Raw genomic sequence first — 26,220 nt, forward strand, 5'->3', positions numbered from 1 at the left:
TCTCCTCGTGTCAGCGGTACCCGGCACCGTACGACACCCGGTGGGGCAAAGATCACAGCGGCCCGCCCTCTCCGCCGGAAGCGACCGGTGAGTAACGTGACCCCGTGCCGAAGCGCAAGAACACGTTCTCGTCCTGGCGACAGGGCCTCGCCCAGCGAGCCGTACACGCGGCCTGGTCCTGGATGCAGCGCCACGGGTCCGTCACGGCCGAACGCCCCGCGGGCTTCCGTTTCGGCTCCATCGGCGAGGCCACCCGGCTGGCCTTCCCGCTCGGCACGGTCTTCGGCGAGCCCTGGATCCGGCTCGGCTCCCACTGCATCATCGCCGAGCAGGTCACCCTCACCGCGGGCCTGATGCCCGACCTGGACCTCGGCCCGGAGCCGATCCTGCGCATCGGCGACGGCGTGGTCCTCGGCCGCGGCAGCCATGTCATCGCGGACACCACGGTCACCATCGGCAGCGACTGCTACTTCGGCCCGTACGTCTACGTCACCTCCACCAACCACTCCTACGACGACCCGCACGAGCCCATCGGCAGGCAGTGGCCGCGGATGGAGCCGGTCGAGATCGGCCCGGGCTGCTGGATCGGCACCGGCGCGGTGATCCTGCCGGGCGCGCGGATCGGCCGGAACGTGGTCGTGGCGGCCGGCGCGGTGGTGCGGGGCACGGTGCCCGACCACGCGGTGGTGGCGGGTGCGCCCGCCAAGGTCGTACGGCGCTGGACGCCCGGCGAGGGCTGGCAGCCGCCGTTGCGGACCCCCGCCCCGGTGCCGATCCCGGACGGCATGACGCCGGGGCAGCTGCGGGCGCTCGCGGATCTGGACGAGGACGCGGTGGCCCGGCTCGCCGCGCTGGAGCCCGAGGGCTGACGCGGGCCGGCTCAGCCGGTCGCCAGCAGCAGTGTGCCGAGCAGGGCCAGGCCCGCTCCCGCCGCCTGGATCGCGCGCAGCCGCTCGCTGAGGAAGCCACGCGCGGCCAGCGCGGTCACCACCGGATACAGCGAGGCCAGCACGGCCGCGACGGTGACCGGGCCGCTTCGGGCGGCGACGGCGTAGGTGCCGTTGGCCGCGACGTCGGCGAGTCCGACGAAGGCCAGCGCGGGCAGGGACGTCCAGGGGAAGCCGCCCTCCGGGAGGGCGGTGCCGCCGCGCCGGACGGAGACGGCGAGCGCGGCCCCGCCCACCGTGACATTGGTCAGCCGCTGCACGAACAGGGCGAGGAACAGCCCCGTCACATTGGTGGAGGCTTCCGTGATCAGCGCGAAGACCGTGCCGAAGCCGAGCGCCGCGACCAGGGTGAGCAGGATCGCGCGCCGCTGCACGGCCGCGCCTCCCAGTTGCGGGCCGCCGGCGAGGACGACCCCGGTGACGGCGACCGCGATGCCCGCGACCTGGAGCAGCCCCGGCCGCTCGCCGAGGGCGAGGCCGACACCGAGGGGGACGGCGACGCTGAGGGTGGCGAGGGGGGAGACGACACCCATGGGGCCGAGGGCGAGCGCCTGATAGAAGGAGAGCAGGGCCACCGGTCCCACCAGGCCCGCCGCGAACGCGAACCACAGCCGGGGCCCGGCCTCGCCCCAGCCGCCCGTGGCCGGCACGAGCGCGCCCAGGACGGCCGCCGCGACTGCCTGCGAGACCACCACGACCGTGAGCGCCGGGGTGCGCCGGGTCAGCAGTCCGCCGCCGAAGTCGGCCAGCCCCCACAGCAGACTGGTGGTCAGGGCGAAGAACGCTGTCACGGCCGGCCTCGCAGTACAGTTCGGTGAACGATCAGGTGTACCCCACCGTAATGCAGTTCATTGAACTGAGCCATCAATTATATTGAACTTCCCGGATATTGGACCCAACGTGTCGGACCTCGACCTGCTGACCCAGTCCCTGGCGCGCAACGTCAAGCGGTGGCGCACCGAACGCGGCTTCACCCTGGACGCGCTCGCCGCCCGCGCGGGGGTCAGCCGCGGCATGCTCATCCAGATCGAGCAGGCCCGGACGAACCCCAGTATCGGAACCGTCGTCAAGATCGGCGACGCGCTCGGCGTCAGCGTCACCACGCTGCTCGACTACGAACAGGGCCCCAAGGTCCGCATCGTCCCCGCCGAGCAGGCCGTACGGCTGTGGCACACCGAGGCCGGCAGCTACAACCGCCTGCTGGCGGGAACGGAGGCGCCCGGCCCGCTGGAGATGTGGGACTGGCGGCTGATGCCCGGCGAGCAGAGCCCGTCCGACCCGCATCCGGCGGGCACGGTGGAACTCGTCCACGTCACCGCCGGTGAACTGACCCTCACCGTCGACGGGGTGAAGCACCTGGTCCCGGCCGGGGCGAGCGCCACGTTCGAGGCGAGTACGCCGCACACGTACGGCAACGAGGGTGCGGAACCCATGGAGATGGTGATGGCCGTCTCGGTGCCGCCGGTGCGCTGAACCGCGCCGGAAGGGGCTGCTAGCGTGCGGCCATGCGCGCACCCATCGGAGACTTCGACACGGCCGTTCCGGCACCGGACCGCCTGGAGGAACTGACCGCTCCCGTCGCCGACGCCGTACGCGACTGGCAGGGCGCGGTCCCGGCCGACCGGATCCTGTACGTCGACACCGAGCCGCAGTGGGCCGACACGGCCGTCTTCGTGGAGCACTACGGCCGGGACCTGCTGGAGCGGTCGGCGAACTGTGTGGTGGTCGCGGGCAAGCGGGCCGGCGAGACCACGCTGGCCGCCTGTGTGGTGCTCTCCACCACCCGGGTCGACGTCAACGGGGTCGTCCGGCGCCAACTGGGCGCCCGCAAGGCCTCCTTCGCCTCCATGGAGACGGCGACCGGCGAGACCGGCATGGAGTACGGCGGCATCACCCCGCTCGGCCTGCCCACCGGCTGGCCGGTCCTGCTGGACTCGGCCGTCGTCGACCTGCCCTACGTCCTGGTGGGCAGCGGCCGCCGCCGCGGCAAGCTCCTGGTCCCCGGCAAGGCCCTGGCCGAGCTGCCCGGCGCGGTGGTGCTGGACGGCCTGGGCATCGCCTGACCCCTCGGCCGGCCCGTCGCCCGGTCCCGCGCCGGCGCTGCTCACGTCGTCGCGTGGTGCGCCAGTGTCAGGTGGGGGTCCGCCTCTCCCGGACGCGGGGCCGGGTCGGCGTGGACCAGGGCGGCCGTCAGACGCGGCACCGCGTGGAGCAGGGCGTGCTCGGTCTCGACGGCGATCGCGTGGGCCTGGCGCAGCGTCGCCTCGCCGTCCACCACCACCGTGAGCTCGGCCCGCAGGCGGTGCCCGATCCAGCGCAGGCGCAGCTCACCCACCTCACGCACCCCCGCCACCTCGCGCACCGCGCGCTCGGCCCGGTCCACCAGTGCCGGGTCGACGGCGTCCAGCACCCGCCGGAAGACCTCCCGCGCCGCGTCCCGCAGCACCAGCACGATCGCGGCCGTGATCGCCAGCCCCACGAGCGGGTCGGCCAGGTGCCACCCCAGCGCCGACCCCCCGGCGCCCAGCAGCACGGCCAGCGAGGTGAACCCGTCGGTACGCGCGTGCAGCCCGTCGGCGACGAGCGCGGCCGAGCCGATCTCCCGGCCCACCCGGATCCGGTACCGGGCCACCCATTCGTTGCCGGCGAAGCCGAGCAGTGCGGCCAGCGCGACAGCCGGCAGCTGCGCGACCGGGCGCGGGTCGAGCAGCCGGCCGACGGCCGCCCACGCGGCGAAGGCCGCCGACGCGGCGATGGTCAACACGATCACCAGGCCCGCGAGATCCTCGGCACGGCCGTACCCGTAGGTGAACCGGCGGGTCGCCGCCCGGCGGCCCAGCACGAAGGCGATGCCGAGGGGGACGGCGGTCAGCGCGTCGGCCGCGTTGTGCACCGTGTCCCCGAGGAGCGCCACGGATCCGGACACCGCCACCACGGCCGCCTGGGCCAGCGCGGTCGCCCCCAGCACGGCCAGCGACACCCACAGCGCGCGCGTGCCGCGCACCGAGGACTCCAGCGCCGGATCCAGTTTCCCGGCGGTCTCGTGGGAGTGCGGGGTGAGGAGATGGGCCAGGCGGTGGCGCAGGCGGGCGGTGCCGTGCGCATGCTTGTGCGGGGCGTGCTGGTCGGGGCTGTGCTGATGTGAGCCGTGCTTACGCGGGCCGTGCTCATGCGGGGCGTGCTCGTGCGGGCCGTGCTGGTGCGGGCCGTGCTCATGGGGGTGCCGGTCGCTCACGTCGATCCCCTTCCGGTGGGCGGGAGTGGACGCACGACGCCCACGGAGCCATTATGTGCGTATGAGCGCACGCATGCACCTGTCACCTGCGCACCATGCGCACGAGCGCAGCCCGGGCGAGGAGCAGTTCGCGCTCGCCGCCGAACTCCTCGCCCTGCTCGGCGACCGCACCCGGCTCGCCCTGCTGCACACCCTGGCGGCCGGCGAGGCCGACGTCGGCACGCTCACCGAGGCGTGCGGCGCCGCCCGGCCGGCCGTCAGCCAGCACCTGGCCCGGCTGCGACTGGCCGGAGTGGTGGACACCCGCAAGGAGGGCCGCCGGGTGATCTACTCACTGCGCCACGGACACGTGCGGCGCCTGGTGGAGGAGGCTCTCAGGACGGCCGACCACCGCCTCGCCGAAGGGGGCGGCGGGGCGGGGCGCTGACCGGTTCAGAACGCGCGGGCCGTCCCGAGGTACTGCTCGGCGAAGGCCGCCGCCGCAACCGGTGAGGTGAATATCCGGCGCAGCCGGGCCAGCGTGGTGCCGGCGCGGTAGGGGTCGCCGGAGGAGGTGCCGTGGTAGATCACGGACAGCCACTCCGAGAACTCCTGGTAGTCCCACACCCGCCGCAGGCACGCGTCCGAGTAGCCGTCCAGCCCCGTGGCGTCGCCCCCGGTCGGCTGGGCGACGAGCGGTGGCCTTGGTCCAGCAGAGCTGGGAATGGCAATATTCCGCGCCGAATGGCGAGAAGAAGGTGAGCCAGGCTAGTTCAGGCGGGGAATCTCGATCGCCGGGCACCGGTCCATCACCATCTCCCGGCCCGCCGCCCGGGTCCGTTCGTAGGCGGCCTCGTCGACGACCCCCAGCTGGAACCACACCGCCCGCGCGCCCTTCGCCACGGCCTCGTCCGCCACCGCGCCGGCCAGGGCGCTGTTGACGAAGACGTCCACCACGTCCACGTCGAAGGGGATGTCCGCAAGGGAGGCGTAGCCCTTCTCCCCGTGCACCGTCTCGGCCTTCGGGTGCACCGGCACGATCCGCTTGCCGAACCGCTGGAGCACCCGCGCCACCTCGTAGGCGGGCCGGTTCCGGTTCGAGGACAGGCCCACCACCGCCCAGGTGTCGCCCAGCTCGGTCAGGATCCTGCGGATCGTCGCGTCGTCGCCGTACATCGGCCGCCTCCTCGGGCTGCGGGGAACTCGTGCGTCCCGGCAACATCGCCGGGGCGGGTGTGGATTCCCGCCGTACCCCGCCACGCTGTCCGGAATCGGCGCAAGCCGCTGCACACGGGCGCCCGCCCGCCTACGCTCGCCCCGTGCTGCGCATTCTCGACGCCCGAACCGGTGAGCCCGTCCCCGCCGCGCCCGCCCGCCGCGGCCTGACCCGTATCGAGACCCACGCCCATGGCCTCGACCCGACGGCCCTGCGGGTGCTGCTCACCGCGGATCTGCTGGTACGGGCGCTGGAACTGGGCGGTACCCCGGTCTGGACGATCCTGACGGCCCCCCGCGACCAGCCGGAACTCCGCACAGCCGCCACCCACCTCGCCGTCCGCCCCTTCGAGGACGACCGCGACCTCGCGTCCGGACTGGGCGAGGCCCAGGTGATCCACGTCGCGGAGTGGCCTACGACGGGTACGGCGGGCGGGTCGGATGTGACGCCGGGGGAGTCGCATGAGGGGCCGGTGCGGGGCGGGCCTCCGGGCGAGTCGGCTGGGGGAGCGGCGTCTGCCCCGGCACTGGAGGAGGGCGCCGAAGGCCCGTCGGCCGCGGTGCTGCCGCGGGGCGAGCAGGCCGAGGGCCCGGCGCCGGTGGCTCGGTCGGCCGCGGGCCCGACGGGGGACTCGGTGCCGGGGGCACGGGGTGAGGGCCCGCTGGCCGCCGTCGCCCCGGTGGAGTGGGCCGGGGCGCAGCCGTCGCTCCCGGCGCTGCTCGCCGACCCCGCCGCGCTGCGGCTCGCCCTGCTCTCCGTCCCCCGGCACCAGCCCGCGAGGCTCGACGGCCGCGCCCTGGACCGGGCCGCCGGGCAGCTCGCCGACTGGCGGCGGGCCGTGGCCGGATGGGCGCGGCACCCCTCGCGGCCGGTGCCGGAACCGGTGCGCGGACGGTTGCGCGCCGCCTGGGAGAACGATCTCGACCTGCCCGGGGTGCTGGACGTGCTCCGGGACGTGGCCCGCGCCCCGGACCTCACGGACGGAGCCCGCTTCGAGACGTACGCCTACGCCGACCGTCTGCTCGCCCTCGACCTGGCGCACGACCTCGGGAGCCCCGCGTGAACGCCCCGGCGGGTGCCGGTCAGGTGCGGCGACTGGTGGTGTTGCCATGGGGTGAGTCCGGGCGTCGGGGGCCGTGGCGGGGCGTCGGTGCCGGGTCCTGTCGGGGGCCTCGTGTGAACGCCCCGACGGCTGTGGGGCGGCTGTGGCGGCTGGTGGTGTTGCGGTGCGCCGGGTCCGGGTCCGGGTGGCCTGGGGCCGTCGGGGGCCGTGGCGGGGCGTCGGTGCCGCGTCCCGTCGGGAGCCCCGCGTGAACGCCCCGGCGGCCGTGGGTCCGCTGCGGCGGCTGGTGGTGTTGCGGCATGCGAAGTCCGCGTGGCCCGAGGGCGTGGAGGACCACCGCAGACCGCTCGCGCCGCGCGGGCTGCGTGACGCGCCGGCCGCCGGGCGGGCGCTCGCCGCCGGCACGCTGCCCGATCTCGCCCTCTGCTCCACCGCTGTACGCGCCCGCCGCACCTGGGAGCTGGCCTCCGCCGAGTGGGCCACTCCGCCGCCGGTGCGCTACGACCGGCGACTGTACGCGGCCGGCGTACCCGAGCTGCTGGAGGTCGTGCGCGAGGCGCCGCCGGAGGTCCGGACGCTGCTGCTGATCGGCCACAACCCGGGCCTGGAGGAGCTGGTCCTGACGCTGGCCGCGGACGGCCTCGACGACTCCCTGGACCGGGTGCGGGCGAAGTTCCCGACCAGCGCCATCGCCGTGCTCGCCTGGCACGGCACCGACTGGCCGACCCTGGCCCCGGGCGTGGCCCTGCTCACGTCGTTCACGGTCCCGCGCGGGAAGAAGAAGAGCTGACCGGGGGCGTCCCGGCGCTCGCATAGGCTGGCGGGATGCAGGACGAGTACCGCACAGTCGCCCGCGCGGGCGTGCACGAGACCGAGATCAACCGCTCCCGCTTCCTGTGCGCCCTCGCCCCGGCCGCCACCGAGCAGGAGGCCCAGGACTTCATCGCCGCCGTGCGCAAGGAGCACGCGGACGCCACCCACAACTGCTGGGTGTACGTTATCGGCGCCGACGCCTCCGTGCAGAAGGCCAGTGACGACGGCGAACCGGGCGGCACCGCCGGCGTGCCCATGCTCCAGATGCTGCTGCGCCGCGACATGCGGTACGTGGTGGCCGTCGTCACCCGCTACTACGGCGGCGTGAAGCTCGGCGCCGGCGGACTCATCCGCGCCTACGGCGGCTCGGTCGGCGAGGCCCTGGACGCGCTCGGCACGATCACCCGGCGCCGCTTCCGGCTGGCCACCGTGACCGTCGACCACCAGCGCGCCGGCAAGGTGCAGAACGACCTGCGCGCCACCGGACGCGAGGTGCGCGACGTCCGCTACGGCGAGGCCGTCGCCATCGAGATCGGCCTGCCGGACGCCGACGTGGACGCCTTCCGCGCCTGGCTCGCCGATGTGACGGCGGGCACGGCCGGCTTCGAACTCGGCGGCGAAGCCTACGGAGACGCCTGACGATTGGGGTGAACCGGGCATAACGGACTTGTGGTGTGCGGGTCATGACGGGCTGGTACAGGAGTAACCGCCCGTGATGTCAGACCCGGCCGTTAGTCTCGGGGATCATGAGGATCCTGCACACGTCCGACTGGCACCTCGGCCGGGCCTTCCACCGGGTGAACCTGCTCGGGGCCCAGGCCGAGTTCATCGGTCACCTCGTCACCACCGTGCGTGAGCGCGAGGTGGACGCGGTGGTCGTGTCGGGCGATGTGTACGACCGCGCGGTGCCCCCGCTCGCCGCGATCGAGCTGTTCGACACCACCCTGCACCGCCTCGCGGACCTCGGCGTGCCCACCGTGATGATCTCCGGGAACCACGACTCGGCCCGCCGGCTCGGCGTCGGCGCCGGACTCATCGGCCGCGCGGGCATCCACCTGCGCACCGAGCCGTCCGCCGCCGGCACCCCCGTCGTGCTCCGGGACGCCCACGGGGACGTGGCCTTCTACGGCCTGCCGTACCTGGAACCGGCCCTGGTGAAGGACGAGTTCGGCGTCGACAAGGCCGGCCACGAGGCGGTGCTGGGCGCCGCCATGGACCGCGTCCGCGCCGACCTCGCCACACGCGCGCGTGGCACGCGTTCCGTCGTCCTCGCCCACGCCTTCGTCACCGGCGGCCAGGCCAGCGACAGCGAGCGGGACATCACCGTCGGCGGGGTGGCCGCCGTACCGGCCGGGATCTTCGACGGCGTCGACTACGCGGCGCTCGGGCATCTGCACGGCTGCCAGACCATCACCGAGCGCGTGCGCTACTCCGGCTCGCCGCTCGCCTACTCGTTCTCCGAGGCCGGCCACCGCAAGACCATGTGGCTGATCGACCTGGACGCGGACGGCTCCGTCACCGCCGAACGCGTCGACTGCCCGGTGCCCCGCCCGCTCGCCCGCGTCCGCGGCACCCTGGACGACCTCCTCGCCGACCCGGAGCTGACCCGCCACGAGGACGCCTGGATCGAGGCCACCCTCACCGACCCCGTCCGCCCGGCCGACCCCATGGCCCGGCTCACCGAGCGCTTCCCGCACACCCTCAGCCTGGTATTCGCCCCCGAGCGCACCCCGGACGACCCCCAGGTGTCGTACGCCCGCCGCCTCGCCGGCCGCAGCGACCAGCAGATCGCCCAGGACTTCGTCGCCCATGTGCGCGGTGCCGGACCCGATGAGCACGAAACGGCCGTGCTGCGCGAGGCGTTCGACGCCGTGCGCGCCGACGACGCCGTGCGGGAGGTGGCCCGGTGAGACTGCACCGGCTCGACCTCACCGCCTTCGGGCCCTTCGGGGGCGCCCAGAGCGTCGACTTCGACGCCCTGTCCGCCGCCGGGCTGTTCCTGCTGCACGGCCCGACCGGCGCCGGCAAGACCTCCGTCCTGGACGCCGTCTGCTACGCCCTCTACGGCTCCGTCCCCGGCGCCCGGCAGAGCGGCCAGGGCGCGACCCTGCGCAGCGACCACGCCCGGCCGGGCACCCGCACCGAGGTCCGTCTCGAACTGACCGTCGCCGGACGCCGGCTGGAGATCACCCGGCAGCCCCCGTGGGAGCGCCCCAAGCTGCGGGGCACGGGCACGACCGTCGACAAGGCCCAGACCTGGCTGCGCGAGTACGACGGCACGGCCGGCGTCTGGAAGGACCGCAGCCGCTCCCACCAGGAGATCGGCGAGGAGATCACCCAGCTGCTCGGCATGAGCCGGGAGCAGTTCTGCCAGGTCGTCCTGCTGCCCCAGGGCGACTTCGCCCGCTTCCTGCGCGCCGACGCCGAGGCCCGTGGCAGGCTCCTCGGCCGTCTCTTCGACACCCAGCGCTTCGCCGACGTCGAGAAGCGCCTCGCCGAACGCCGCCGCGCCACCGAGGCACGCGTGCGCGAGGGCGACACGGCGTTGCTCGCCGACGCCCACCGCATGCAGCAGGAGGCCGGCGACGCCATGGAGCTGCCCGACCTGGCCCCCGGCGACCCCGGGCTGGCCGAGGCCGTCCTCGGCGCCGCCGCCGTGGCCCGCAGCACCGCGCGGGAGCGCCTCACCGTCGCCCACTGCCGGCTCTCCGCCGCCGAGTCCGCCCACGCCGCGGCCCGCCGCGCCCTGGACGAGATACGCGAACTCGCCCGCCTCCAGGCCCGGTTCGCCGAGGCCCGGCAGCGCGCCGAGCGCCTTCAGGAGCGGTCAGGCGCCCACCGCGAGGCCCAGCGGCGCATGGACCGCGCCCGCAAGGCGGAGGCGGTCGCCCCCGCCCTGGAGCTGCGGGACGCCACCGAGGCGGAACACCGCCGGGCCGCCGCGGCCGAGGCACACGCGCGCGGACTGCTGCCCGACTCCCACGCCGACGCGGACGCCGGCGGACTCGCCGCCGCCGCCCGCCGGGCCGCCGAGGAACTGGGCGGCCTGGACGCGGCCCGGCGCGCCGAACGCAGGCTCACCGAGCTCGCCGAGGAGCGGGCCGGACTCGACCGGCAGGAACGCGCCGACGAGGACGTCCTGCGCGAGGCCGAGGCCTGGCTCGCCGACTGGGACGGCCTCCGCGCGACCCTCCAGACCCGCGTCGACTCCGCCCGGGAGGCCGCCACCCGCGCCGAACAGCTCGCCGTCCAGCGCGCCCCCATGCGACGCCGGCTCGACGCGGCCCGCACCCGCGACCGGCTCGCCGCCGACCTCGAAGAGGCCCAGCAGCAGGCGCGTGCCGCACGGCAGCGCGCCCTCGACGCCCGCGCCCACTGGCTCGACGTCAAGGAACAGCGCCTGAACGGCATCGCCGCCGAACTGGCAGCCCATCTCACCGACGGTGAGCCCTGCGCGGTCTGCGGAGCCACCGAACACCCCGCCCCCGCTCGCAAGGTCGCCGGACACGTCGACCGCGAGGCCGAGGACCAGGCCCTCGCCGCCCACCAGCGGGCCGAGGAGCAGTACACCGAGGACGAGCGGCGTCTCGGCGTGGTCCGCGAGGCCCTGGCCGCCGCCACCGCCGAGGCCGGCGACACGCCCACCGGTGAACTCGCCACCGAGGCGGACCGACTGGAGCAGGAGTACGCCCGCGCCCGCCGCGCGGCCTCCGCGCTGCACCCCGCCCAGGAGGAGCTGCGGCGCGCCGAGCGGGAGCGCGAGCAGCGGCTCGCCGACCGCCAGCAGGCCGCCGTACGGGCCGCCTCCCGGCTCACCCGCCGCGACACCCTGGAGCGGCAACACGCCCAGCTGCGGGCGGACTTGGAGCAGGCCCGGGGCAGCGCCGACAGCGTGGCCGCGCGGGCCGCCCAGCTGGAGCGGCGGGCGGCCCTGCTCACCGAGGCCGCCGACGCCGTGCGCGCCGCCGAGGACGCCGCCCAGCGCCTGAAGGACGCCGACGCCCGCCTCGCCGACGCCGCCTACCGGGCCGGCTTCGACACCCCGCAGGCCGCCGCGGCGGCCCTCCTGGACCCGGCCGCCCACCGTGAACTCCAGCACCGCCTGGACGCCTGGCAGCAGGAGGAAGCCGCCGTCCGCGCGGTCCTCGCCGAGCCCGCCACCGCGGCGGCCGCCCAGCAGCCGCCCGTGGACCCGGCCACCGCCGAGCAGACGGCGGCCGCCGCGGAACGGCGGCTGCGCGAGGCGGCCTCCGCGCGTGACGCCGCCGCCCGCTGCTGCGCGCAGCTCGACCGTCTCTCCGCCCGCGCCACCCAGGCCGTACGCCGGCTCGGCCCGCTGCGCGAGGAGTACGACCGGGTGGCCCGGCTCGCCGCCCTCACCGCGGGCACCTCCGCCGACAACGAACGCCGGATGCGCCTGGAGTCGTACGTCCTGGCGGCCCGCCTCGAACAGGTCGCCGCCGCCGCGACCGTCCGCCTCCAGCGCATGTCGTCGGGCCGCTACACCCTCGTCCACTCCGACGACCGCACCGGGCGCGGACGTTCCGGCCTGGGGCTGCACGTGGTCGACGCCTGGACCGGACGGGAACGGGACACCGCCACCCTGTCCGGCGGAGAGACCTTCTTCGCCTCCCTCGCGCTCGCGCTCGGCCTCGCCGACGTCGTCACCGACGAGGCCGGCGGCGTCCGCCTGGACACCCTCTTCATCGACGAGGGCTTCGGCAGCCTGGACGACCAGACCCTGGACGAGGTCCTGGACGTCCTGGACTCCCTGCGCGAACGCGACCGCAGCGTCGGCATCGTCAGCCACGTCGCCGACCTGCGCCGCCGGATCCACGCCCAGTTGGAGGTCGTCAAGGACCGCTCGGGCTCCACCCTGCGGCAGACGGGAGTTTGACGACAGGGCCTAGCGGCCCAGCGGGCGCCGGGGCAGCGGGGACGAGTACACGACGCTGGTGGTCACCGAGCCCAGTGCGCCGATCCGTCCCGAGATCTCCTCCAGATGGGACATGGACCGCGCGGCGACCTTGATGACGAAGCAGTCGTCGCCCGTGACGTGGTGCGCCTCCAGGATCTCGGGCGTCGCCGCGACCAGGTCGTGGAACGGCTTGTAGTTGCCGTTCGGATAGCGCAGCCGCACGAACGCCAGGATCGGCAGGCCCAGCCGCTCGGGGTCGACCACCGCCGCGTACCCCTGGATCACGCCGGCCTCCTCCAGCCGCCGGACCCGCTCGGTGACGGCGCTCGGCGACATGGACACGGCCCGCGCCAGCTCGGCGTAGCTGGCCCGTCCGTCGCGCTGGAGGACGTCGAGGATGCGCCAGTCGGTGGCGTCCGGGGAATGCGCGGTCATCCCGGATGGATAGCAGGGGAATCCCCGGCCGGGCAAGGGCGATCCCGGGGATCGTCCCTTCAGGCGGCGGCCCCCGGACCGTAGATTTCCCCACATGATCAACACCGCTTCCGAGAACCCCGTCCTCCGCGTCGCCCCGGCCGCTCCCGCGGAGGCCGCCGCCTACTTCCGGGCGAGCCTCGCCTTCCACGCCGACGTCTCCGACGTCGCCGCCGCGCTCGCGGCCGGCGGCGACCCCGGCTTCGTCGTCGTGGACTCGCGCTCCACCGAGTCCTGGGACCAGGGCCACATCCCCGGCGCGGTCCACCTGCCGACCGCGCTCGTCCCGGAGCAGGCCGCCCGGCTCCTCGACAGGGACGTGCCGGTGGTGACGTACTGCTGGGGCCCCGGCTGCAACGGCGCCACCCGCGCCGCCCTCGCCCTCGCCGAACTCGGATACCAGGTCAAGGAGCTGCTCGGCGGCTTCGAGTACTGGGCCCGCGAGGGCTTCCCCTACGAGACCTGGCAGGGCCCGGCGCGCCGGGACGCCGACCCGCTGACGGCACCCCTGGCGGGCGAGTGCGGCTGCTGAGACGCGCCCCCGCGGCGCGCGGCGGTCGATCGGTCGGCGCAACGCACGTGGCCCCGGCACCCCGCCCGGGTACAGTCGGGCAGTGCCCGAGCTGAAGCGGCTGCACGCCAGCCACGCCCCCGCGGTCCTGGACTTCGAACTGTCGAACCGCGCCTACTTCGCCGACTTCGTCTCCGACCGCGGCGACGACTACTTCGAGCAGTTCACCGACCGCTACGACGCCCTGCTGGCCGAACAGGAGGCCGGCAGCTGCGCCTTCTACGTGCTCCTCGCCGACGACGGGTCCGTCCTCGGCCGGTTCAACCTGGTCAACATCGAGAACCGCACCGCGGAACTCGGCTACCGGGTCGCCGAGCACGTCGCCGGCCGCGGCGTGGCCACCGAGACCGTCCGGGAGCTGTGCCGCCTGGCGGCACGCCGGCACGGACTGCGCGTCCTGCGAGCGGCCACCTCCCACCACAACGTCGCGTCCCACAGGGTGCTGACCAAATCGGGGTTCGTCCCGATCGGACCGGCCGACCCCGCCGACCTCGGCGGTAAGCCGGGCACCTGGTACCAGTGCGACCTGGTCACGCTCCGGCCGTAGACCGGCGGGACGCCCCGCCGGTCGGCGGGGGTGGTCCGGCCACCTGCCGGAGGTTGAAGGAGCACCTTTCCTGGAACGTTCTGACCAAGGGAAACGGCTCTGCCCCGGCTGGTCCGCCGGCCGCGTGGCCCTCCCGATCGGAGAAGGAGGTCGGACAGTGACGGTGCGACTGACGATGCTCTGCGCGACCACCGCCGAAGGCGGCCTCGGCCGGGTCTTCGGGGACGGTGCCGTGAGTGAGCGCCGCCGGCGTGAGCTGGCAGCCATGACAGCGACCCTCCCACCGTACGCGGTGGCCCTGCGCGGGCCCTCCGCCCGCTGCGCGCAGACCGCAGAGGCCCTCGCCGTCGCGGCCGCGCCCGAGCCCGCCCTGCGCGACCTCGACCACGGCTCCTGGGACGGCCGCACACCCGAGGACATCGCCGCCGTGGACCCCCATGGTCTGTCCCGCTGGCTGACGGATCCCGACGCCGCACCGCACGGCGGTGAGACCGTCCGCGAACTCTGCCGCCGGACGGCCGCCTGGCTGGGCACCCTGCCCGCCGACACGGGACGCATCCTCGTGATCACCGAGGCGTCCGTCATCAGGGCCGCGCTGGTCCACGCCCTGTCCGTACCCGCCCGCTCCTTCCGGCACCTCCAGGTCACGCCCGCGTCGGCGGTCACCCTCACACTGCGCGACGGCTGCTGGAGCACCCGGTACGACCGGCTCACCGTCCCCCAGCGCCGTCAGTCGGCCGACGGCGTGCCCACCGTCGCGGTGCCGACCATGCCCACCACGCGACAGCGCGTGTGCCTCACCGGCCGGCCCTGACACCGCGGGGGACACCCCACCACCTGATCACGGCACCGGAGCCGCCGGCGCCGGTCCGTACGGCGCCCAGCGGCGAAGCCGCCCCGGGCGTGGTACGAATCGGACAGTGGTTCCGTACAGGCTGGAGCGCACGTGATCCGGGTACTGGTGGTCGACGACGAAGCCCTGATCCGCACCGGCTTCCAGCGCATCCTGGCCGCCGCCGACGGCATCGAGGTCGTCGGCGCGGTGTCCGGCGGCCAGGCCCTGCGGACGGTGCGCGAGCAGCACCCCGACGTGGTGCTGCTCGACATCCGCATGCCGGACGTGGACGGGCTCACCGTCCTGGGCGAGATCCGCAGGCTGCGGGAGCCCCCCGTGGTGGCCATGCTGACCACGTTCGACATGGACGAGTACGTGGAGACGGCACTGCGCTCGGGCGCCGCCGGATTCCTCCTCAAGGACACCGACCCCGAGGCGCTGCCGCTGGCCGTGCAGAGCCTGGCCCGCGGCGGCACGGTGCTGTCGCCCAAGGTCACGCGCACGGTGGTGGACGGCTATCTGAGCGCCGGAGCGCCGGAACGCCCGCCCAAGGCCCTCGGACGGCTCACCGGCCGGGAGCGTGAGGTACTGCTCCTCATCGCCGAGGGCCTGTCGAACGCCGAGATCGCGGCCCGCATGCACCTGAGCACCGGCACGGTCAAGGACCATGTCAGCGCCATCCTCACCAAGCTGGAGGTCAGCGGCAGGGTCCAGGCCGCCCTGTTCGCCCAGCGGGCCGGCCTCCTCGCGGAGGAGACGGGATGACCCGCCGTCCGTCCCCGCTGCTGCTGGACGGCGTGGCGATGGCCATGGCCCTCCTCGACGTGTGGGCCCACTGGGACATCGCCGAGCCGTTGCGGATGGCCTGCGCCCTGGGCGCCGCCGTCGTCCTGCTGCTGCGCCGGCGGCAGCCGCTGCTCACCTTCCTGCTGACCCTCCCGGCCGTCCTGCTGTCCGACTCGGTCGTCGCCTGCCTGGCCGCGCTGTACACGCTCGCTTCCCTCAGCCGCCCCCGGACGCTGCTGCTCCTGTGCGTCCTGGCCTTCGCGTTCTGCGACACGACGGCCGTGCCGTCACCGAACTTCGATCTGACCGAGCTCGCCAGGCTGATCCCGTTCGGCTACAGCGCCGCCACCGCGGCCGCCGCCGTGTTCCTCGGGCAGCTCGTGCGGACCCGGCGCGACCTGTCGCTACGACTGACCGAGATCTCCGAGGCGCGCGACCACCAGCAGCTGCTGACCGCCCAGGCCGTCCTGGCCAGGGAGCGCGCCCAGCTCGCGCGGGAGATGCACGACGTCGTCTCCCACCAGGTCAGCCTGATCGCCGTGCGCGCCGGAGCGCTCCAGGTCGGCGCGGACGACGCGGACACCAAGGAGGCCGCGGCGACGATCCGGCGACTGAGCGTGCAGACGCTGGACGAGCTGCGCCACATGGTCGGCGTCCTGCGTGCCTCCGGCGGCCATCCCACGGAGCTGACCCCGCAGCCGGCGCTCACCGACATCCAGCGGCTCGCCGAAAGCTGCGGCATCGAGACCGAGCTGAAGACGGACCTGCCCGAAGGGCTCCCGGCCACCGTCCAGCGCGCGGTCTACCGCACGGTCCAGGAAGCGCTGACCAACACCCGTAAACACGCTCCCGGCGCCAAGGCGCGCATCGACCTGCTGCACGCCAACGGCTCCGTCCGGGTCCGGGTCACCAACACCGCGCCGACCCAGCCGCCACTGCCGCTGCCCGGCGCCCACCACGGCCTGATCGGGCTGCGCCAGCGCGCCGAACTCCTCGGCGGCACCATGACCGCGGGCCCGACGAGCGACGGCGGTTACGAGGTCTGCGTGGTGCTGCCGGCGGACATCACGGGGTGAGCGGACGACGTGCTCAGCGCAGCCCGTCGAAGGCGACGCCCAGGTGCCGGGGGCCGCGCAGCACGGCGTTGCGCCGGTACGGCGGCGGGTCCTCGACCAGGCGGGGACCCTCCAGCCGCCGGGCCAGCTCGGACAGCGCGATCTGGGCCTCCAGCCGGGCCAGCGGGGCGCCGAAACAGCTGTGGATGCCGCTGCCGAAACCGAGGTGCTGGATGTCGCCGCGGTCCGGGTCGAAGCGCTCCGGGTCCTTGAACCGCTCCGGGTCCCGGTTGCCCGCGGCGAGCACCAGCCAGATGCGCGAGCCCTTGGGGATCGTGACCCCGCGCACCTCGATGTCGGCGATGCAGGTGCGCTGCGGCACCAACTGCACGGGCGGTTCGTAGCGCAGCAGCTCCTCCACGATGTTGACCGACAGACCCGGGTCCTCCCGCAGCCGTCCGAGGATCTCCGGGTGGCGCAGCAGGGTGAGCATGCCGTTGGTGATCAGGTTGACCGTCGTCTCATGACCGGCGATCAGCAGCAGCACCGAGGTGCTGAGCACCTCCATCATCGACAGCGAGCCGTCCGGGCCCCGGCCGGCCACCAGGTCGGACAACAGGTCGTCCCGCGGCTCCTTGGTGCGCTCCTCGACCAGCCCGGCCAGGTACATGCCGAGCTGCATACGGGCCTCCCGCGTCGCCTTCCGCGCGTCGGCGTCCTCGTCCGGGCCGGCCGCCGGGTCGAGGCTCGCGACCAGCGGGTCGACCCAGGTGCGGAACCGCGGCTCGTCCTCCCGGGGAACCCCGAGCAGCCGGCAGATCACCGTCACGGGGAACGGATAGGCGAACTGGTCGACCAGGTCGACCTGGCGCGCGTCGCCGAACCCGTCGATCAGCTCGGTGACGATCTGCCGCATCTCGCCCCGCATGTTCTCGATCCGCCGCGGCCGGTGCGGCGGTCCGAAGGCGCTGTTGGCGATGCGCCGCAGCCGGTCGTGCTCGGGCGGGTCCAGACGCAGGAACGACGGCGGCAGCCCTCCCGTCTCCTCGCTCTGGTCGAGCCCGTCGCCCCCTGCGGCGGCCAGGTTGGCGGCGTCGGAGCTGATCCGCGGATCGTGGAGGAGGGCCTTGATGTCGTAGTACGAGCTGATGAGGTACGGGCCTCCCTCCTCCTCGTGGAGCACCGGCGTCCTGCGGAGTTCCTCGTAGACCGGGTACGGGTTGGCGCGGTTGGCGTAGTCGGTGATCTGGCGCGCGATCGAGGCGTGCGGCATGGCGGGTCCTTGGGACGTCGGGGCCGTGGGCGGGGGTCAGTGGCGGGCGGGGTGGAAGACCAGCTGCTGGTCGGCCGGCGAGTAGCCGCTGAGGGTGACCATGGGGCCGTGCGTCGGCAGGGACGGGTCCGGGAACCCGGCCGGCACCGGCTGCCGGCCCTCGGGACGCCGGTCCACCGTCGGGTACTCCACCGGGAACGGCGCCCCCCGTTCGATCTGCCGCTGGTAGAACTCCAGCCACCGCGTGTTGTCGAAGGTCACGGCGGCCACGACCCGGCCCTGGTAGCCGTAGACCCCGACGAACCGGCGCTCGGTCAGCGAGCCCTGCGTGATCATGAGCTGCTCGCCCATGGGCGGCACCCCGACCGACTTGATGTTCACACCGAACATCGACGACCAGAAGGCGGGCATCCACAGGTGCGGCCGCCGGTCGGCACCGTGGCAGATCATGTTGTGCGCGGCGGTCTCCGCCTGGGCCACGGCGTTGCCCCAGTGCTCCAGCGACAGGAACTGGTACCCGAAGAGCGCGTGCGGGGAGCGCGCCACATCGCCCGCCACGAAGACGTCGTCCGTGACGATGCCCCGGAAGTCGAAGGCCCGGCAGCCCGCGTCACAGGCGATGCCCCGGGGCCCGGCACCGAGCCCCGACCCGGTCAGCCACTCGGTGTTCCGCAGCGAACCCAGCGAGACCACGACCACGTCCGCCTCGACCACGCTCTCGTCGGACAGATGGACGGCCCGCACTCGGCCGACCGCGTCACCCTCCAGCGCGGTCACCGTGACATGGGTGCGCAGATCCACCCCGTTCTCGGTCTGGAGGTCCGCCGCGACCGCACCGACGACCCCACCGAGCGCGCCCACCAGCGGCGCGCCCGCGCGCTCCGCCACGGTCACCTGGAGGTCCATCTCCCGGCACGCCGAGGCGACCTCCGAACCGGCGAACCCGGCGCCGATGACGAACACCCGGCGCGGCCCCGCCTTCAGCCGCCGGTACAGGTCCGCCGCGTCCTCCCGCGTGCGCAGCAGACACACGCCGTTCAGCCGAGCCTCGTCCTCCTTCGGCCACGGCCGGGCCCGCACGCCCGTCGCGATGAGCAGCCGGTCGTACTCCACCTCGTCGCCGTCCGCCAGCCGGACCCGCTTGGCCGTCAGGTCCAGGCCGGTCGCCGCCACGCCGAGGCGCCACTTGGCGTCGATCTCCCGTCGGTGCGGCAGCTCGGTGTGGTGCGGGGACGCCTTGCCCAGCAGCACGGACTTCGACAGCGGTGGCCGGTCGTACGGCTCGTGGGGCTCGTCACCGACCAGGGTCAGCTCACCGGCGAAGCCCTCCGCGCGCAGCGTCTCGGCGGCCCGCAGACCGGCCAGTGAGGCACCCACGATCACGATCCGGCCCTCACGCCTGAGCCACTCCACGTAGTCAGCGGCCATCGGACGCCTCCCGCACCCCTCCCGCGCGATCCAGTCCGTCGGCCGTGATCGCCTGCACCGGGCAGGCGGCCACGGCACGCGCCACCCGCTCCCGTTGCTCCTCGGCCGCGCGCGGGTCGTAGATCAGCGCCTCCTCGCCGTGCATGGTGAAGACGTCGGGCGCGAGGAACGCGCACTGCGCGTACCCCTGACACTTGTTGAGATCGACGACGAGCCTCATCGACGCTCCGCCCTTCCCATGGCCAGGTCCGGACGCACCGCGCGGCGAGCGCGGGCGGCTCCGGACGGCGGTCGTCCCCCGCCCGCCAGCATGCGAGCCCGGGCGGGGTGACCGCGCGCCGGGCACGCCGATCGAGTGAGCGGCCGGCGTCCCGGGTGTCATCCGGCGCCGGCGGGCCGGGGACCGTCACGGCGGCCGGCCAGGAGGATGTGCACGCTGAGCAGCAGCGACCAGGCCGGGAAGACCAATTCCGCCCACGGCACGTTGGACGACGCGAACAGCAGCGTCAGAGCGGTGAGGAGGCCCAGGACCGTGAGCCGGCGCGGCAGCACACCGAGGCGGTGGCCGATGACCGACATCGAGGACACGAAGACGGCCGCCATCCGCATGGCGTACTCCGTCATCAGCGTGTACGCGAGGTGGCGGCCGAAGTCCCAGGTGGCCGGCAGCGGTGAGACACCGGCCGGGTGGGCCACCACGAGCACGGCACTCGCCGCCGCGGCCGCGCCGAACAGCGTGGCGGTGAAGACCAGCCCGCTGCCCAGGAAGACCGTCGCGAGGAACTTGTCCTCGCCCGCGCCGACGTGCGCGCGGATCGCGCCGATGAACCACAGGAAGAAGATGCCGGCGAACGGCACCAGCGCGAGGGCCGTCCGCAGCGCCCGGCGCCGTGCGGAGTCGGTGAAGCCGTGCGCGGTGACCGCGTCGGCCCCTTCCGGGATCCCCAGCCTCACCAGGACGATCGCCGCCGCCAGGAGCAGCGCGAAGACGACCCCGGCCAGCCCCGCGGCGCGCGGTGTCTGCAGCGCCTCCTGCCCCGGCCCCGTCTCCTGCGTGCCCGGCCCGCCTTCGGCATCGGCCCCCGGCCCCGTCTCCTGCATGCCCGGCCCGCCTTCCGCATCGGCCCCCGGCACCAGCTAGCCGTCCGGCTCCCGCCCGCGCCAGCGGGAGGCGTCCGTACGGCCGAGCGGAATTCTGGGAGGACCGCCCCCGGAGCCGGGCGTCCATCCCCACACTCCGCCGGACTGCGCCGCGACCCCTGCCCCCTGCGCGGCCCGCTGGGAGGGCCGACCGTGCTGACCGGCCTGCGTGGCCCAGTTGGGAGGACCGCCCAGGTCGAGAGAGGTACAGCACGCGTCACCGGCGGGAGCCGTGGGACCGGGACCGGGCCCCGGCGTGGCCCGGCGGCCGGCCGCCCACGGCGCCGGTGCGCATCCGCACGACCACGTGCGCACGATGCCGGCATGCCCTGGACCACCTACGCCCTCCAGAAAGGCCCCCTCACCTCCGTCGGCCGTTCCCCGTCCATGACGCTCGCCGGCAGGGGCCGTGGCCGCGCGGTTCCCCGCCGGGCGCTGGGGCGCGCGACAACCCGGCCCGCCTCATCGTCTGGTCGGCCATCGACGAGGCGGGCCGGATCACGGGCGAGGTCGTCCCCCGGAAGGCGGCCCCCGGCGCTGACGCGGGCGGCCGGAGCCGGACAAGGTGAGCGGTCAGTGCCGGACGGCGTGAGCGGTCAGTGCCGGACGGCGTGAGCGGTCACAGTCGGACGGCGCGGGCGGTCAGAGCCAGGCGGCGTGAGCGGTCAGCGCCGGATGGCGTGAGCCGTCGCAGTCGGACGGCGTGAGCCGTCACAGCCGCGACAGTTCGTCCACCAGGTCGTCCAGGCCCAGGGAGCCCTGCGACAGCGCCGCCATGTGCCAGGCCTTCAGGTCGAACGCGTCGCCGTGCCGCTCGCGCGCCTTCTCCCGGCCGAGCAGCCACGCCCGCTCCCCGAGCTTGTAGCCGATCGCCTGGCCCGGGATCGTCAGGTACCGGGTCAGCTCGCTCTCCACGAAGTCCGCCGGACGGCTGCTGTGCGCGCCGAAGAACTCCTCGGCCAGCTCCGGCGTCCACCGCTCCCCGGGGTGGAACGGCGAGTCCGCCGGGATGCCGAGCTCCAGGTGCATGCCGATGTCCACGATCACCCGGGCCGCCCGCATCATCTGCGCGTCCAGGTAGCCGAGCCGCTCCTCCGGGCCCGTCAGGTAGCCGAGCTCGTCCATGAGCCGCTCCGCGTACAGCGCCCAGCCCTCCATGTTGGCGCTGACCCCGCCGACCGTCGCCTGGTAGCGGGAGAGGTTCTCGGCCACGTGCGCCCACTGCGCGAGCTGGAGGTGGTGGCCGGGCACGCCCTCGTGGTACCAGGTCGAGACCAGGTCGTAGACCGGGAAGCGGGTCAGGCCCATCGTGGGCAGCCAGGTGCGGCCGGGCCGGGAGAAGTCCTCCGACGGGGCCGTGTAGTAGGGGGCCGCCGCGCCGCCGGGCGGGGCGATGCACGACTCCACCCGCCGCACCCGCTCGGCGAGTTCGAAGTGCGTGCCGTCCAGCTCATCGATCGCCTTGTCCATCAGGCCCTGGAGCCACTCCCGGACCTCGTCCACGCCCTCGATGTGCCGGCCGTGCTCATCCAGGTGCGCGAGCGCCACCCACGGCGTCTTGGCACCGGGCAGGATCTTCTCCGCCTCCTTCTTCATCTCGCCGAGGATGCGGTGGAACTCGGCCCAGCCGTACGCGTACGCCTCGTCCAGGTCCAGGTCGGTGCCGTTGAAGTAGCGGGCCCAGCGCGCGTACCGCTCCCGGCCGACCACGTTCGGGGCGCCCTCGATCGCCGGCGCGTACACGTCCCGCAGCCAGTCCCGCAGCTCCACCAGGGCGCCGGTCGCCGCACGCGCCGCCTCGTCCAGCTCGGCGCGCAGCGCCTGCGGACCCGCGGCGGCGAAGTCCTCGTACCAGCCGCGGCCCGTGCCGTCCGTGTCCGTCCACTCGGTGAGCTGGTCGATGAAGGTGGCGGTCGGCCGGGGAGCGCCGAACAGCTTGCGGTCCAGGCCGAGTCGCAGCGACTCGCGGTAACCCGCGAGGGCTCCCGGCACCGCGCGCAGCCGCTCGGCGATCGCCGCCCAGTCCTCCTCCGTGTCCGCCGGGGTGACCGTGAAGATGTCCCGCACCGAGTGGCCCGGCGTGCTCATGTTGCCGATCGCCCGCAGATGCTCGTCCGCCTCGTGCACGGCGATCTCGGCGGTCAGCCGCTCCCGCAGCAGCCGTGCGCAGCGCCGTTCCGCGTCGCTGTCCGCACCGGGCCGCCGCTCGGCCTCGTCCAGCCTCGCGAGGGTGGTCCGTGCCAGCGCGGCCAGGGCCTCCTGACCGGCCGGTGAGTAGTCGGGCAGCCTGCTCGAACTCTCCTTCACACCGAGGTACGTACCGGTGACCGGATCGAGGGCGATGAGGTCGTCGACGTAGGCGTCGGCGACCTGACGGGGCAGCGGGCTCTGGGTGTCAGACATGCGGCCCATCCTCGTACGAGGACGATCGCCGCGTCATCCGTGTTCGCCGGGATTCAGCTCTGGGCGTGGCCGGGCGGCAGCAGCGGCCCGCACTCCCACTGCTGGAAGATCAGCCGGGTCTCCACCCGTGCCACCTCGCGGCGCGCCGTGAACTCGTCCAGCACCAGCCGCTGGAGATCGGCCATGTCCGCGACGGCCACATGCACCAGGTAGTCGTCGGGCCCGGTCAGATGGAACACCGACCGCGCCTCCGGCAGCGCCCGGATCCGCTCCACGAACGGTCCCACGAGCTCCCGCCGGTGCGGGCGCACCTGCACCGACAGCAGTGCCTGGAGGCCGCGCCCGAGCTTGGCCGGATCGAGCCGTAGCCGGTGCCCGAGGATCACGCCCGAGCGGCGCAGCCGCGTCACCCGGTCAAGACAGGTCGACGGCGCCACGCCCACCTGCGCGGCGAGATCGCGGTAGGTGGTCCGGGCGTCGTTCTGCAACAGCCGCAGCAGATGCAGATCGACCGGATCCAGTACGACGGAATCGGCCACCGGCCGAACGTAGCACGGCGTCCGGTCCCCGGGAACCGTCCGTTGTTCACCCTTCCGGCCATGGACACATCGAGCACGAGTGCCTACGACGACGTACGCACCGCATCGAGAGCGCTGGCCACCGAGGCCGTGCACGCCGGCCGCGACGACCTCGCCCGCCAGGGCCTGCACGCCCCGCCGATCGACCTGTCCACCACCTACCCCTCCTACGACAGCCGCGCCGAGGCCGCCCGCATCGACGCCTTCGCCGCCGACGGCGCCGACCCGGTCGGACCGCCCGTCTACGGCCGCCTCGGCAACCCGACCGTCGCCCGCTTCGAGACCGCGCTCGCCCGCCTGGAGGGCACCGAGTCCGCCGTCGCCTTCGCCAGCGGCATGGCCGCGCTCAGCGCGGTCCTGCTCGCACGGTCTGCCATGGGCCTGCGCCATGTCGTCGCGGTACGGCCGCTGTACGGCTGTAGCGACCACCTGCTCACCGCCGGGCTGCTCGGCACGGAGGTCACCTGGACCGACCCGGCCGGCGTCGCGGACGCGCTGCGCCCGGACACCGGTCTGGTGATGGTCGAGTCCCCGGCCAATCCGACCCTCGCCGAACTCGACCTGCGGGGCATCGCGCACGCCTGCGGCTCGGTGCCGCTGCTCGCGGACAACACCTTCGCCACGCCGGTGCTGCAACGCCCGGCCGAGCAGGGCGCCCGGCTGGTGCTGCACAGCGCCACCAAGTACCTGGGCGGTCATGGCGATGTGCTGGCCGGGGTGGTCGCCTGCGACGAGGAGTTCGCGGGCCGGCTACGGCAGATACGGTTCGCCACCGGGGGAGTCCTGCATCCGCTCGCCGGCTACCTGCTGCTGCGGGGGCTGTCCACGCTCCCGGTGCGGGTGCGCGCGGCCTCCGCGAACGCCGCCGAACTGGCCCGCCGGCTCGCCGCCGACCCGCGCGTGGCCCGGGTGCGGTATCCGCGGCTCGGCGGCGCGATGATCGCCTTCGAGGTGCACGGCGACCCGCACGAGGTGATCTCCCGGGTCCGGCTCGTCACCCCCGCGGTGAGCCTGGGCAGCGTCGACACGCTCATCCAGCACCCCGCCTCCATCAGCCACCGCATCGTGGACGCCGAGGACCGCCGCGGGGCCGGGGTGAGCGACCGGCTCCTGCGGCTGTCGGTGGGCCTGGAGGACGTCGGCGACCTGTGGTCCGACCTGGACCAGGCCCTGGGCACTCCCCGTGGACGCCGGGTGACGCCGCTGCGGGAGGCGGTGCGCTGAAGCTCCTTGCCGGGGCCGTCAGCCGAGGCGGGGCGGCTGGGCGCCAGGCGTGGTGGCGACCGGTGTGGCATCCAGGCGGGCCGTGATCACCAGGGTGCCCTCCTCGACCTGGTAGTCCAGCGGGAGGCCCAGCCCGCGCATCGCGGCGACCATGCCGGTGTTGGACGCCTTCGTCACGGCGTACACGCTCTCGCAGCCGGCCTCCGCCGCCATCGCCACCAGGCGGCTGAGCAGCTCACCGCCGACGCCGCGCTGCTGCCAGTCGTCCTCGACCAGCAGCGCGACCTCGGTCTCGTCGCCGTCCCACAGCAGATGCCCGAGGCCGACGATCCGGCCGGAGGCGGTCTGCGCGGCCAGCGTCCGGCCGAAGCGCGGGCTGAGCAGGTGGTTCAGATAGCGGTCCGCGTCGCCGACCGGGCCGTGGTAGCGCAGGCCGAGGGTGTGCGGCGAGCACCGGTCGTGCATCGCCCGGGCCGCCGCCAGGTCCCCGGTGTCGACCCGGCGCACGGTGATGTGGTCGCCCTCGGGCAGGGTCAGCACATCGTGCCCGCGGGGGATCCGGGGCCCGAGCCGGGTGTCCAGCTCCACGAGCGCCCGGGCGCGGGCAAACTCGGTCGGGGTGAACGGCAGATACGGCCGCTCCACGGTGAGCACCCCGCCCTCGGGCGCCGGCAGCCGCATCACGGTGTCCTCCAGGACCCCTTCGACCGGCACCGGCTCGGGGCCACGGCCGCCCCCGGCCGGTGTGCCGGGCAGTGTCCGGATCGTGCAGCGGCCCAGCAACTGGCGCAGCGCGAGGGGAAGTTCGGCGGTGTCCAGGGCGGTGCGGGCGGCCAGCCCGAGCACCCGGGTGGGCGCGTCGACCAGGTCATGGGCGTCGGCCCGCTCGATCCAGGTGGCCGTGCCCCCGGCCAGCGCGACCGCCCGGGTGATCTCGGCCGCCGCGAGCGCGCCCGGCGCCCGCAGCAGGAACTCGTCCACCGTGCCGTCGGCCAGCGGGTGCGTCTGCAGGCTCAGGATGTCCACCCGCCGCTCGGCGAGCGCCGTGCACAGGGCGGCCAGGGAGCCCGGCTCGTCCTTCACCGTCGTCCGCATCCGCCAGAGCGCGCTCGTGACCTCGTCGGCGGCGGGCTGCTCGGAAGGCCCGGCCGGCCGCGTCGCGGCGGCCGGCCGGGCACCGGTATCGCTCACCGGCGGCGCGTGTCCGTGGCGGCGTGACCACCACACGTGGAAGCCGGCCGTCGCGGCCAGCACGATGGCCGAGATCATCAGCAGGGCCGGGCCGTCGGGCCCGTGCCCGATCAGGTTGGCGACCGCGTCCGCGACGGCCACGGCGGTGAAGAGCGCGGCGAGTTCGACGACGTCCCGCCGCCAGTGGTGCACGGGCCGCCCGTGCCTCGCCCGGGTCACATCAGGCATGTCTGGAGTCATGCAGCCACTGTGAAGGAAGGGTGTTGCGTGATCACGAACTGATTGTGACCGATGGGTAAAGCATGCTTCCGTCCTCTTTATTGCATTTTCTACTGTCGAGGGCGACGAGAACGGCCATGGGAACCGGAGCGGGCGCGGGCGCCACGGTCCGATCAGGCGGCCACCTCCACCGTGCCCAGCCGCACCGCGTGAACCGTGAGGCGAGCTCGGGAGCGGAGCCGTGGGGGGGGCCGCGGGGGCGGCCCCCGGCGCGGGCGGGCCCCGCCCCAGCCCCCCCCCCCGCCGCGGGGGGGGCGGCGGGCGC

The 26,220-nt window shown here is 74.4% G+C and carries 26 protein-coding genes and 1 pseudogene; 15 read left to right on the forward strand and 12 right to left on the reverse strand.

What is annotated here, in order from left to right:
* Positions 1 to 104: 104 nt before the first annotated feature.
* On the forward strand, positions 105 to 869 hold the full coding sequence (locus ACH4LD_RS18695) for an acyltransferase (protein ID WP_132788445.1): 765 nt from the start codon (positions 105 to 107) through the stop codon (positions 867 to 869).
* Positions 870 to 880: 11 nt separating this feature from the next.
* On the opposite strand, the gene ACH4LD_RS18700 is transcribed toward ACH4LD_RS18695, so the two are convergent.
* Positions 881 to 1,738, reverse strand: a complete 858-nt coding sequence (locus tag ACH4LD_RS18700; protein WP_398058822.1) for an EamA family transporter — start codon at positions 1,736 to 1,738, stop codon at positions 881 to 883.
* 109 nt (positions 1,739 to 1,847) lie between these two features.
* On the opposite strand from ACH4LD_RS18700, the gene ACH4LD_RS18705 reads away from it, so the two are divergent.
* Complete coding sequence (locus ACH4LD_RS18705) at positions 1,848 to 2,420, forward strand: helix-turn-helix domain-containing protein (protein ID WP_398058820.1); 573 nt, start codon at positions 1,848 to 1,850, stop codon at positions 2,418 to 2,420.
* A gap of 32 nt (positions 2,421 to 2,452) precedes the next feature.
* Positions 2,453 to 3,010 (forward strand): YbaK/EbsC family protein, encoded by a 558-nt coding sequence (locus tag ACH4LD_RS18710; RefSeq protein ID WP_132788442.1) that lies wholly within the window; start codon positions 2,453 to 2,455, stop codon positions 3,008 to 3,010.
* Between the two features lie 41 nt (positions 3,011 to 3,051).
* Here the strand turns inward: ACH4LD_RS18710 and ACH4LD_RS18715 are convergent, their stop codons facing one another.
* Positions 3,052 to 4,182: a cation diffusion facilitator family transporter gene (locus ACH4LD_RS18715; protein ID WP_398058819.1), complete on the reverse strand. Its 1,131-nt coding sequence runs from the start codon at positions 4,180 to 4,182 to the stop codon at positions 3,052 to 3,054.
* Positions 4,183 to 4,243: 61 nt separating this feature from the next.
* On the opposite strand from ACH4LD_RS18715, the gene ACH4LD_RS18720 reads away from it, so the two are divergent.
* Positions 4,244 to 4,609: an ArsR/SmtB family transcription factor gene (locus ACH4LD_RS18720; RefSeq protein ID WP_398058817.1), complete on the forward strand. Its 366-nt coding sequence runs from the start codon at positions 4,244 to 4,246 to the stop codon at positions 4,607 to 4,609.
* 5 nt (positions 4,610 to 4,614) lie between these two features.
* Here the strand turns inward: ACH4LD_RS18720 and ACH4LD_RS18725 are convergent.
* Positions 4,615 to 4,857 (reverse strand): annotated as a pseudogene (locus ACH4LD_RS18725) (4-hydroxybenzoate 3-monooxygenase); the annotation flags it as partial.
* 72 nt (positions 4,858 to 4,929) lie between these two features.
* Positions 4,930 to 5,337, reverse strand: a complete 408-nt coding sequence (locus tag ACH4LD_RS18730) for a CoA-binding protein (RefSeq protein ID WP_398058816.1) — start codon at positions 5,335 to 5,337, stop codon at positions 4,930 to 4,932.
* Between the two features lie 143 nt (positions 5,338 to 5,480).
* On the opposite strand from ACH4LD_RS18730, the gene ACH4LD_RS18735 reads away from it, so the two are divergent.
* The 5 genes from ACH4LD_RS18735 to ACH4LD_RS18755 all read left to right on the forward strand — a co-directional run bounded on the left by ACH4LD_RS18735 (position 5,481) and on the right by ACH4LD_RS18755 (position 12,150).
* A complete protein-coding gene (locus ACH4LD_RS18735) occupies positions 5,481 to 6,440 on the forward strand; it encodes a hypothetical protein (protein ID WP_398058815.1) in 960 nt (319 codons plus the stop codon).
* Positions 6,441 to 6,687: 247 nt separating this feature from the next.
* Complete coding sequence (locus tag ACH4LD_RS18740; RefSeq protein WP_398058814.1) at positions 6,688 to 7,230, forward strand: SixA phosphatase family protein; 543 nt, start codon at positions 6,688 to 6,690, stop codon at positions 7,228 to 7,230.
* A 35-nt stretch (positions 7,231 to 7,265) separates the two neighbouring features.
* Complete coding sequence (locus tag ACH4LD_RS18745; RefSeq protein ID WP_398058813.1) at positions 7,266 to 7,892, forward strand: YigZ family protein; 627 nt, start codon at positions 7,266 to 7,268, stop codon at positions 7,890 to 7,892.
* Between the two features lie 107 nt (positions 7,893 to 7,999).
* Positions 8,000 to 9,163, forward strand: coding sequence for an exonuclease SbcCD subunit D (locus ACH4LD_RS18750; RefSeq protein WP_398058812.1), 1,164 nt, complete (start codon positions 8,000 to 8,002; stop codon positions 9,161 to 9,163).
* A complete protein-coding gene (locus ACH4LD_RS18755) occupies positions 9,160 to 12,150 on the forward strand; it encodes an AAA family ATPase (protein ID WP_398058811.1) in 2,991 nt (996 codons plus the stop codon). The genes ACH4LD_RS18750 and ACH4LD_RS18755 overlap by 4 nt, the downstream gene beginning before the upstream one ends.
* Before the next feature lie 9 nt (positions 12,151 to 12,159).
* Here ACH4LD_RS18755 and ACH4LD_RS18760 read toward each other — a convergent pair whose 3' ends face one another.
* Complete coding sequence (locus ACH4LD_RS18760; RefSeq protein WP_132788435.1) at positions 12,160 to 12,606, reverse strand: Lrp/AsnC family transcriptional regulator; 447 nt, start codon at positions 12,604 to 12,606, stop codon at positions 12,160 to 12,162.
* 94 nt (positions 12,607 to 12,700) lie between these two features.
* On the opposite strand from ACH4LD_RS18760, the gene ACH4LD_RS18765 reads away from it, so the two are divergent.
* The 5 genes from ACH4LD_RS18765 to ACH4LD_RS18785 all read left to right on the forward strand — a co-directional run bounded on the left by ACH4LD_RS18765 (position 12,701) and on the right by ACH4LD_RS18785 (position 16,460).
* Positions 12,701 to 13,177, forward strand: coding sequence for a rhodanese-like domain-containing protein (locus tag ACH4LD_RS18765; protein WP_132788434.1), 477 nt, complete (start codon positions 12,701 to 12,703; stop codon positions 13,175 to 13,177).
* 82 nt (positions 13,178 to 13,259) lie between these two features.
* A complete protein-coding gene (locus tag ACH4LD_RS18770) occupies positions 13,260 to 13,763 on the forward strand; it encodes a GNAT family N-acetyltransferase (RefSeq protein WP_398058810.1) in 504 nt (167 codons plus the stop codon).
* A gap of 157 nt (positions 13,764 to 13,920) precedes the next feature.
* A complete protein-coding gene (locus ACH4LD_RS18775) occupies positions 13,921 to 14,577 on the forward strand; it encodes a histidine phosphatase family protein (protein WP_398058809.1) in 657 nt (218 codons plus the stop codon).
* A 132-nt stretch (positions 14,578 to 14,709) separates the two neighbouring features.
* Positions 14,710 to 15,363: a response regulator gene (locus ACH4LD_RS18780; protein WP_398058808.1), complete on the forward strand. Its 654-nt coding sequence runs from the start codon at positions 14,710 to 14,712 to the stop codon at positions 15,361 to 15,363.
* Positions 15,360 to 16,460 (forward strand): sensor histidine kinase, encoded by a 1,101-nt coding sequence (locus ACH4LD_RS18785; RefSeq protein WP_398058807.1) that lies wholly within the window; start codon positions 15,360 to 15,362, stop codon positions 16,458 to 16,460. Before ACH4LD_RS18780 ends, ACH4LD_RS18785 begins: the two co-directional genes overlap by 4 nt.
* Positions 16,461 to 16,473: 13 nt before the next feature.
* Here the strand turns inward: ACH4LD_RS18785 and ACH4LD_RS18790 are convergent, their stop codons facing one another.
* The 6 genes from ACH4LD_RS18790 to ACH4LD_RS18815 form a co-directional block, all read right to left on the reverse strand.
* Positions 16,474 to 17,712, reverse strand: coding sequence for a cytochrome P450 (locus ACH4LD_RS18790; protein ID WP_398058805.1), 1,239 nt, complete (start codon positions 17,710 to 17,712; stop codon positions 16,474 to 16,476).
* Between the two features lie 36 nt (positions 17,713 to 17,748).
* A complete protein-coding gene (locus tag ACH4LD_RS18795; RefSeq protein WP_398058804.1) occupies positions 17,749 to 19,140 on the reverse strand; it encodes an NAD(P)/FAD-dependent oxidoreductase in 1,392 nt (463 codons plus the stop codon).
* Complete coding sequence (locus ACH4LD_RS18800; protein ID WP_132788427.1) at positions 19,130 to 19,360, reverse strand: ferredoxin; 231 nt, start codon at positions 19,358 to 19,360, stop codon at positions 19,130 to 19,132. The genes ACH4LD_RS18795 and ACH4LD_RS18800 overlap by 11 nt, the downstream gene beginning before the upstream one ends.
* Before the next feature lie 158 nt (positions 19,361 to 19,518).
* Positions 19,519 to 20,241 carry a hypothetical protein gene (locus ACH4LD_RS18805; protein ID WP_398058803.1) on the reverse strand — a complete coding sequence of 241 codons (723 nt, stop codon included), beginning with the start codon at positions 20,239 to 20,241 and terminating at the stop codon, positions 19,519 to 19,521.
* Positions 20,242 to 20,991: 750 nt separating this feature from the next.
* On the reverse strand, positions 20,992 to 22,683 hold the full coding sequence (locus ACH4LD_RS18810; protein WP_398058802.1) for a DUF885 domain-containing protein: 1,692 nt from the start codon (positions 22,681 to 22,683) through the stop codon (positions 20,992 to 20,994).
* 53 nt (positions 22,684 to 22,736) lie between these two features.
* Positions 22,737 to 23,222, reverse strand: coding sequence for an Lrp/AsnC family transcriptional regulator (locus ACH4LD_RS18815; protein ID WP_058083750.1), 486 nt, complete (start codon positions 23,220 to 23,222; stop codon positions 22,737 to 22,739).
* Positions 23,223 to 23,282: 60 nt separating this feature from the next.
* Here ACH4LD_RS18815 and ACH4LD_RS18820 point away from each other — a divergent pair, with 60 nt between their 5' ends.
* A complete protein-coding gene (locus ACH4LD_RS18820; RefSeq protein ID WP_398058801.1) occupies positions 23,283 to 24,485 on the forward strand; it encodes a trans-sulfuration enzyme family protein in 1,203 nt (400 codons plus the stop codon).
* 18 nt (positions 24,486 to 24,503) lie between these two features.
* Here ACH4LD_RS18820 and ACH4LD_RS18825 read toward each other — a convergent pair whose 3' ends face one another.
* Positions 24,504 to 25,904: a GNAT family N-acetyltransferase gene (locus ACH4LD_RS18825; protein WP_398058800.1), complete on the reverse strand. Its 1,401-nt coding sequence runs from the start codon at positions 25,902 to 25,904 to the stop codon at positions 24,504 to 24,506.
* Positions 25,905 to 26,220 lie beyond the last annotated feature (316 nt).

The sequence above is a fragment of the Streptomyces sp. NPDC017676 genome, from assembly GCF_044329325.1.
Taxonomy (GTDB): Bacteria; Actinomycetota; Actinomycetes; order Streptomycetales; family Streptomycetaceae; genus Streptomyces.

What these genes read in the sequence shown, in the direction of transcription:
- ACH4LD_RS18750 (WP_398058812.1), top strand. Translation starts at nt 8,000, where the DNA reads ATGAGGATCCTGCACACGTCCGACTGGCACCTCGGCCGGGCCTTCCAC.
- ACH4LD_RS18710 (WP_132788442.1), top strand. Translation starts at nt 2,453, where the DNA reads ATGCGCGCACCCATCGGAGACTTCGACACGGCCGTTCCGGCACCGGAC.
- ACH4LD_RS18790 (WP_398058805.1), bottom strand. Translation starts at nt 17,712, where the DNA reads ATGCCGCACGCCTCGATCGCGCGCCAGATCACCGACTACGCCAACCGC.
- ACH4LD_RS18810 (WP_398058802.1), bottom strand. Translation starts at nt 22,683, where the DNA reads ATGTCTGACACCCAGAGCCCGCTGCCCCGTCAGGTCGCCGACGCCTAC.
- ACH4LD_RS18805 (WP_398058803.1), bottom strand. Translation starts at nt 20,241, where the DNA reads ATGCAGGAGACGGGGCCGGGGGCCGATGCCGAAGGCGGGCCGGGCACG.
- ACH4LD_RS18745 (WP_398058813.1), top strand. Translation starts at nt 7,266, where the DNA reads ATGCAGGACGAGTACCGCACAGTCGCCCGCGCGGGCGTGCACGAGACC.
- ACH4LD_RS18760 (WP_132788435.1), bottom strand. Translation starts at nt 12,606, where the DNA reads ATGACCGCGCATTCCCCGGACGCCACCGACTGGCGCATCCTCGACGTC.
- ACH4LD_RS18825 (WP_398058800.1), bottom strand. Translation starts at nt 25,904, where the DNA reads ATGCCTGATGTGACCCGGGCGAGGCACGGGCGGCCCGTGCACCACTGG.
- ACH4LD_RS18785 (WP_398058807.1), top strand. Translation starts at nt 15,360, where the DNA reads ATGACCCGCCGTCCGTCCCCGCTGCTGCTGGACGGCGTGGCGATGGCC.
- ACH4LD_RS18795 (WP_398058804.1), bottom strand. Translation starts at nt 19,140, where the DNA reads ATGGCCGCTGACTACGTGGAGTGGCTCAGGCGTGAGGGCCGGATCGTG.
- ACH4LD_RS18730 (WP_398058816.1), bottom strand. Translation starts at nt 5,337, where the DNA reads ATGTACGGCGACGACGCGACGATCCGCAGGATCCTGACCGAGCTGGGC.
- ACH4LD_RS18800 (WP_132788427.1), bottom strand. Translation starts at nt 19,360, where the DNA reads ATGAGGCTCGTCGTCGATCTCAACAAGTGTCAGGGGTACGCGCAGTGC.
- ACH4LD_RS18820 (WP_398058801.1), top strand. Translation starts at nt 23,283, where the DNA reads ATGGACACATCGAGCACGAGTGCCTACGACGACGTACGCACCGCATCG.
- ACH4LD_RS18720 (WP_398058817.1), top strand. Translation starts at nt 4,244, where the DNA reads ATGAGCGCACGCATGCACCTGTCACCTGCGCACCATGCGCACGAGCGC.
- ACH4LD_RS18765 (WP_132788434.1), top strand. Translation starts at nt 12,701, where the DNA reads ATGATCAACACCGCTTCCGAGAACCCCGTCCTCCGCGTCGCCCCGGCC.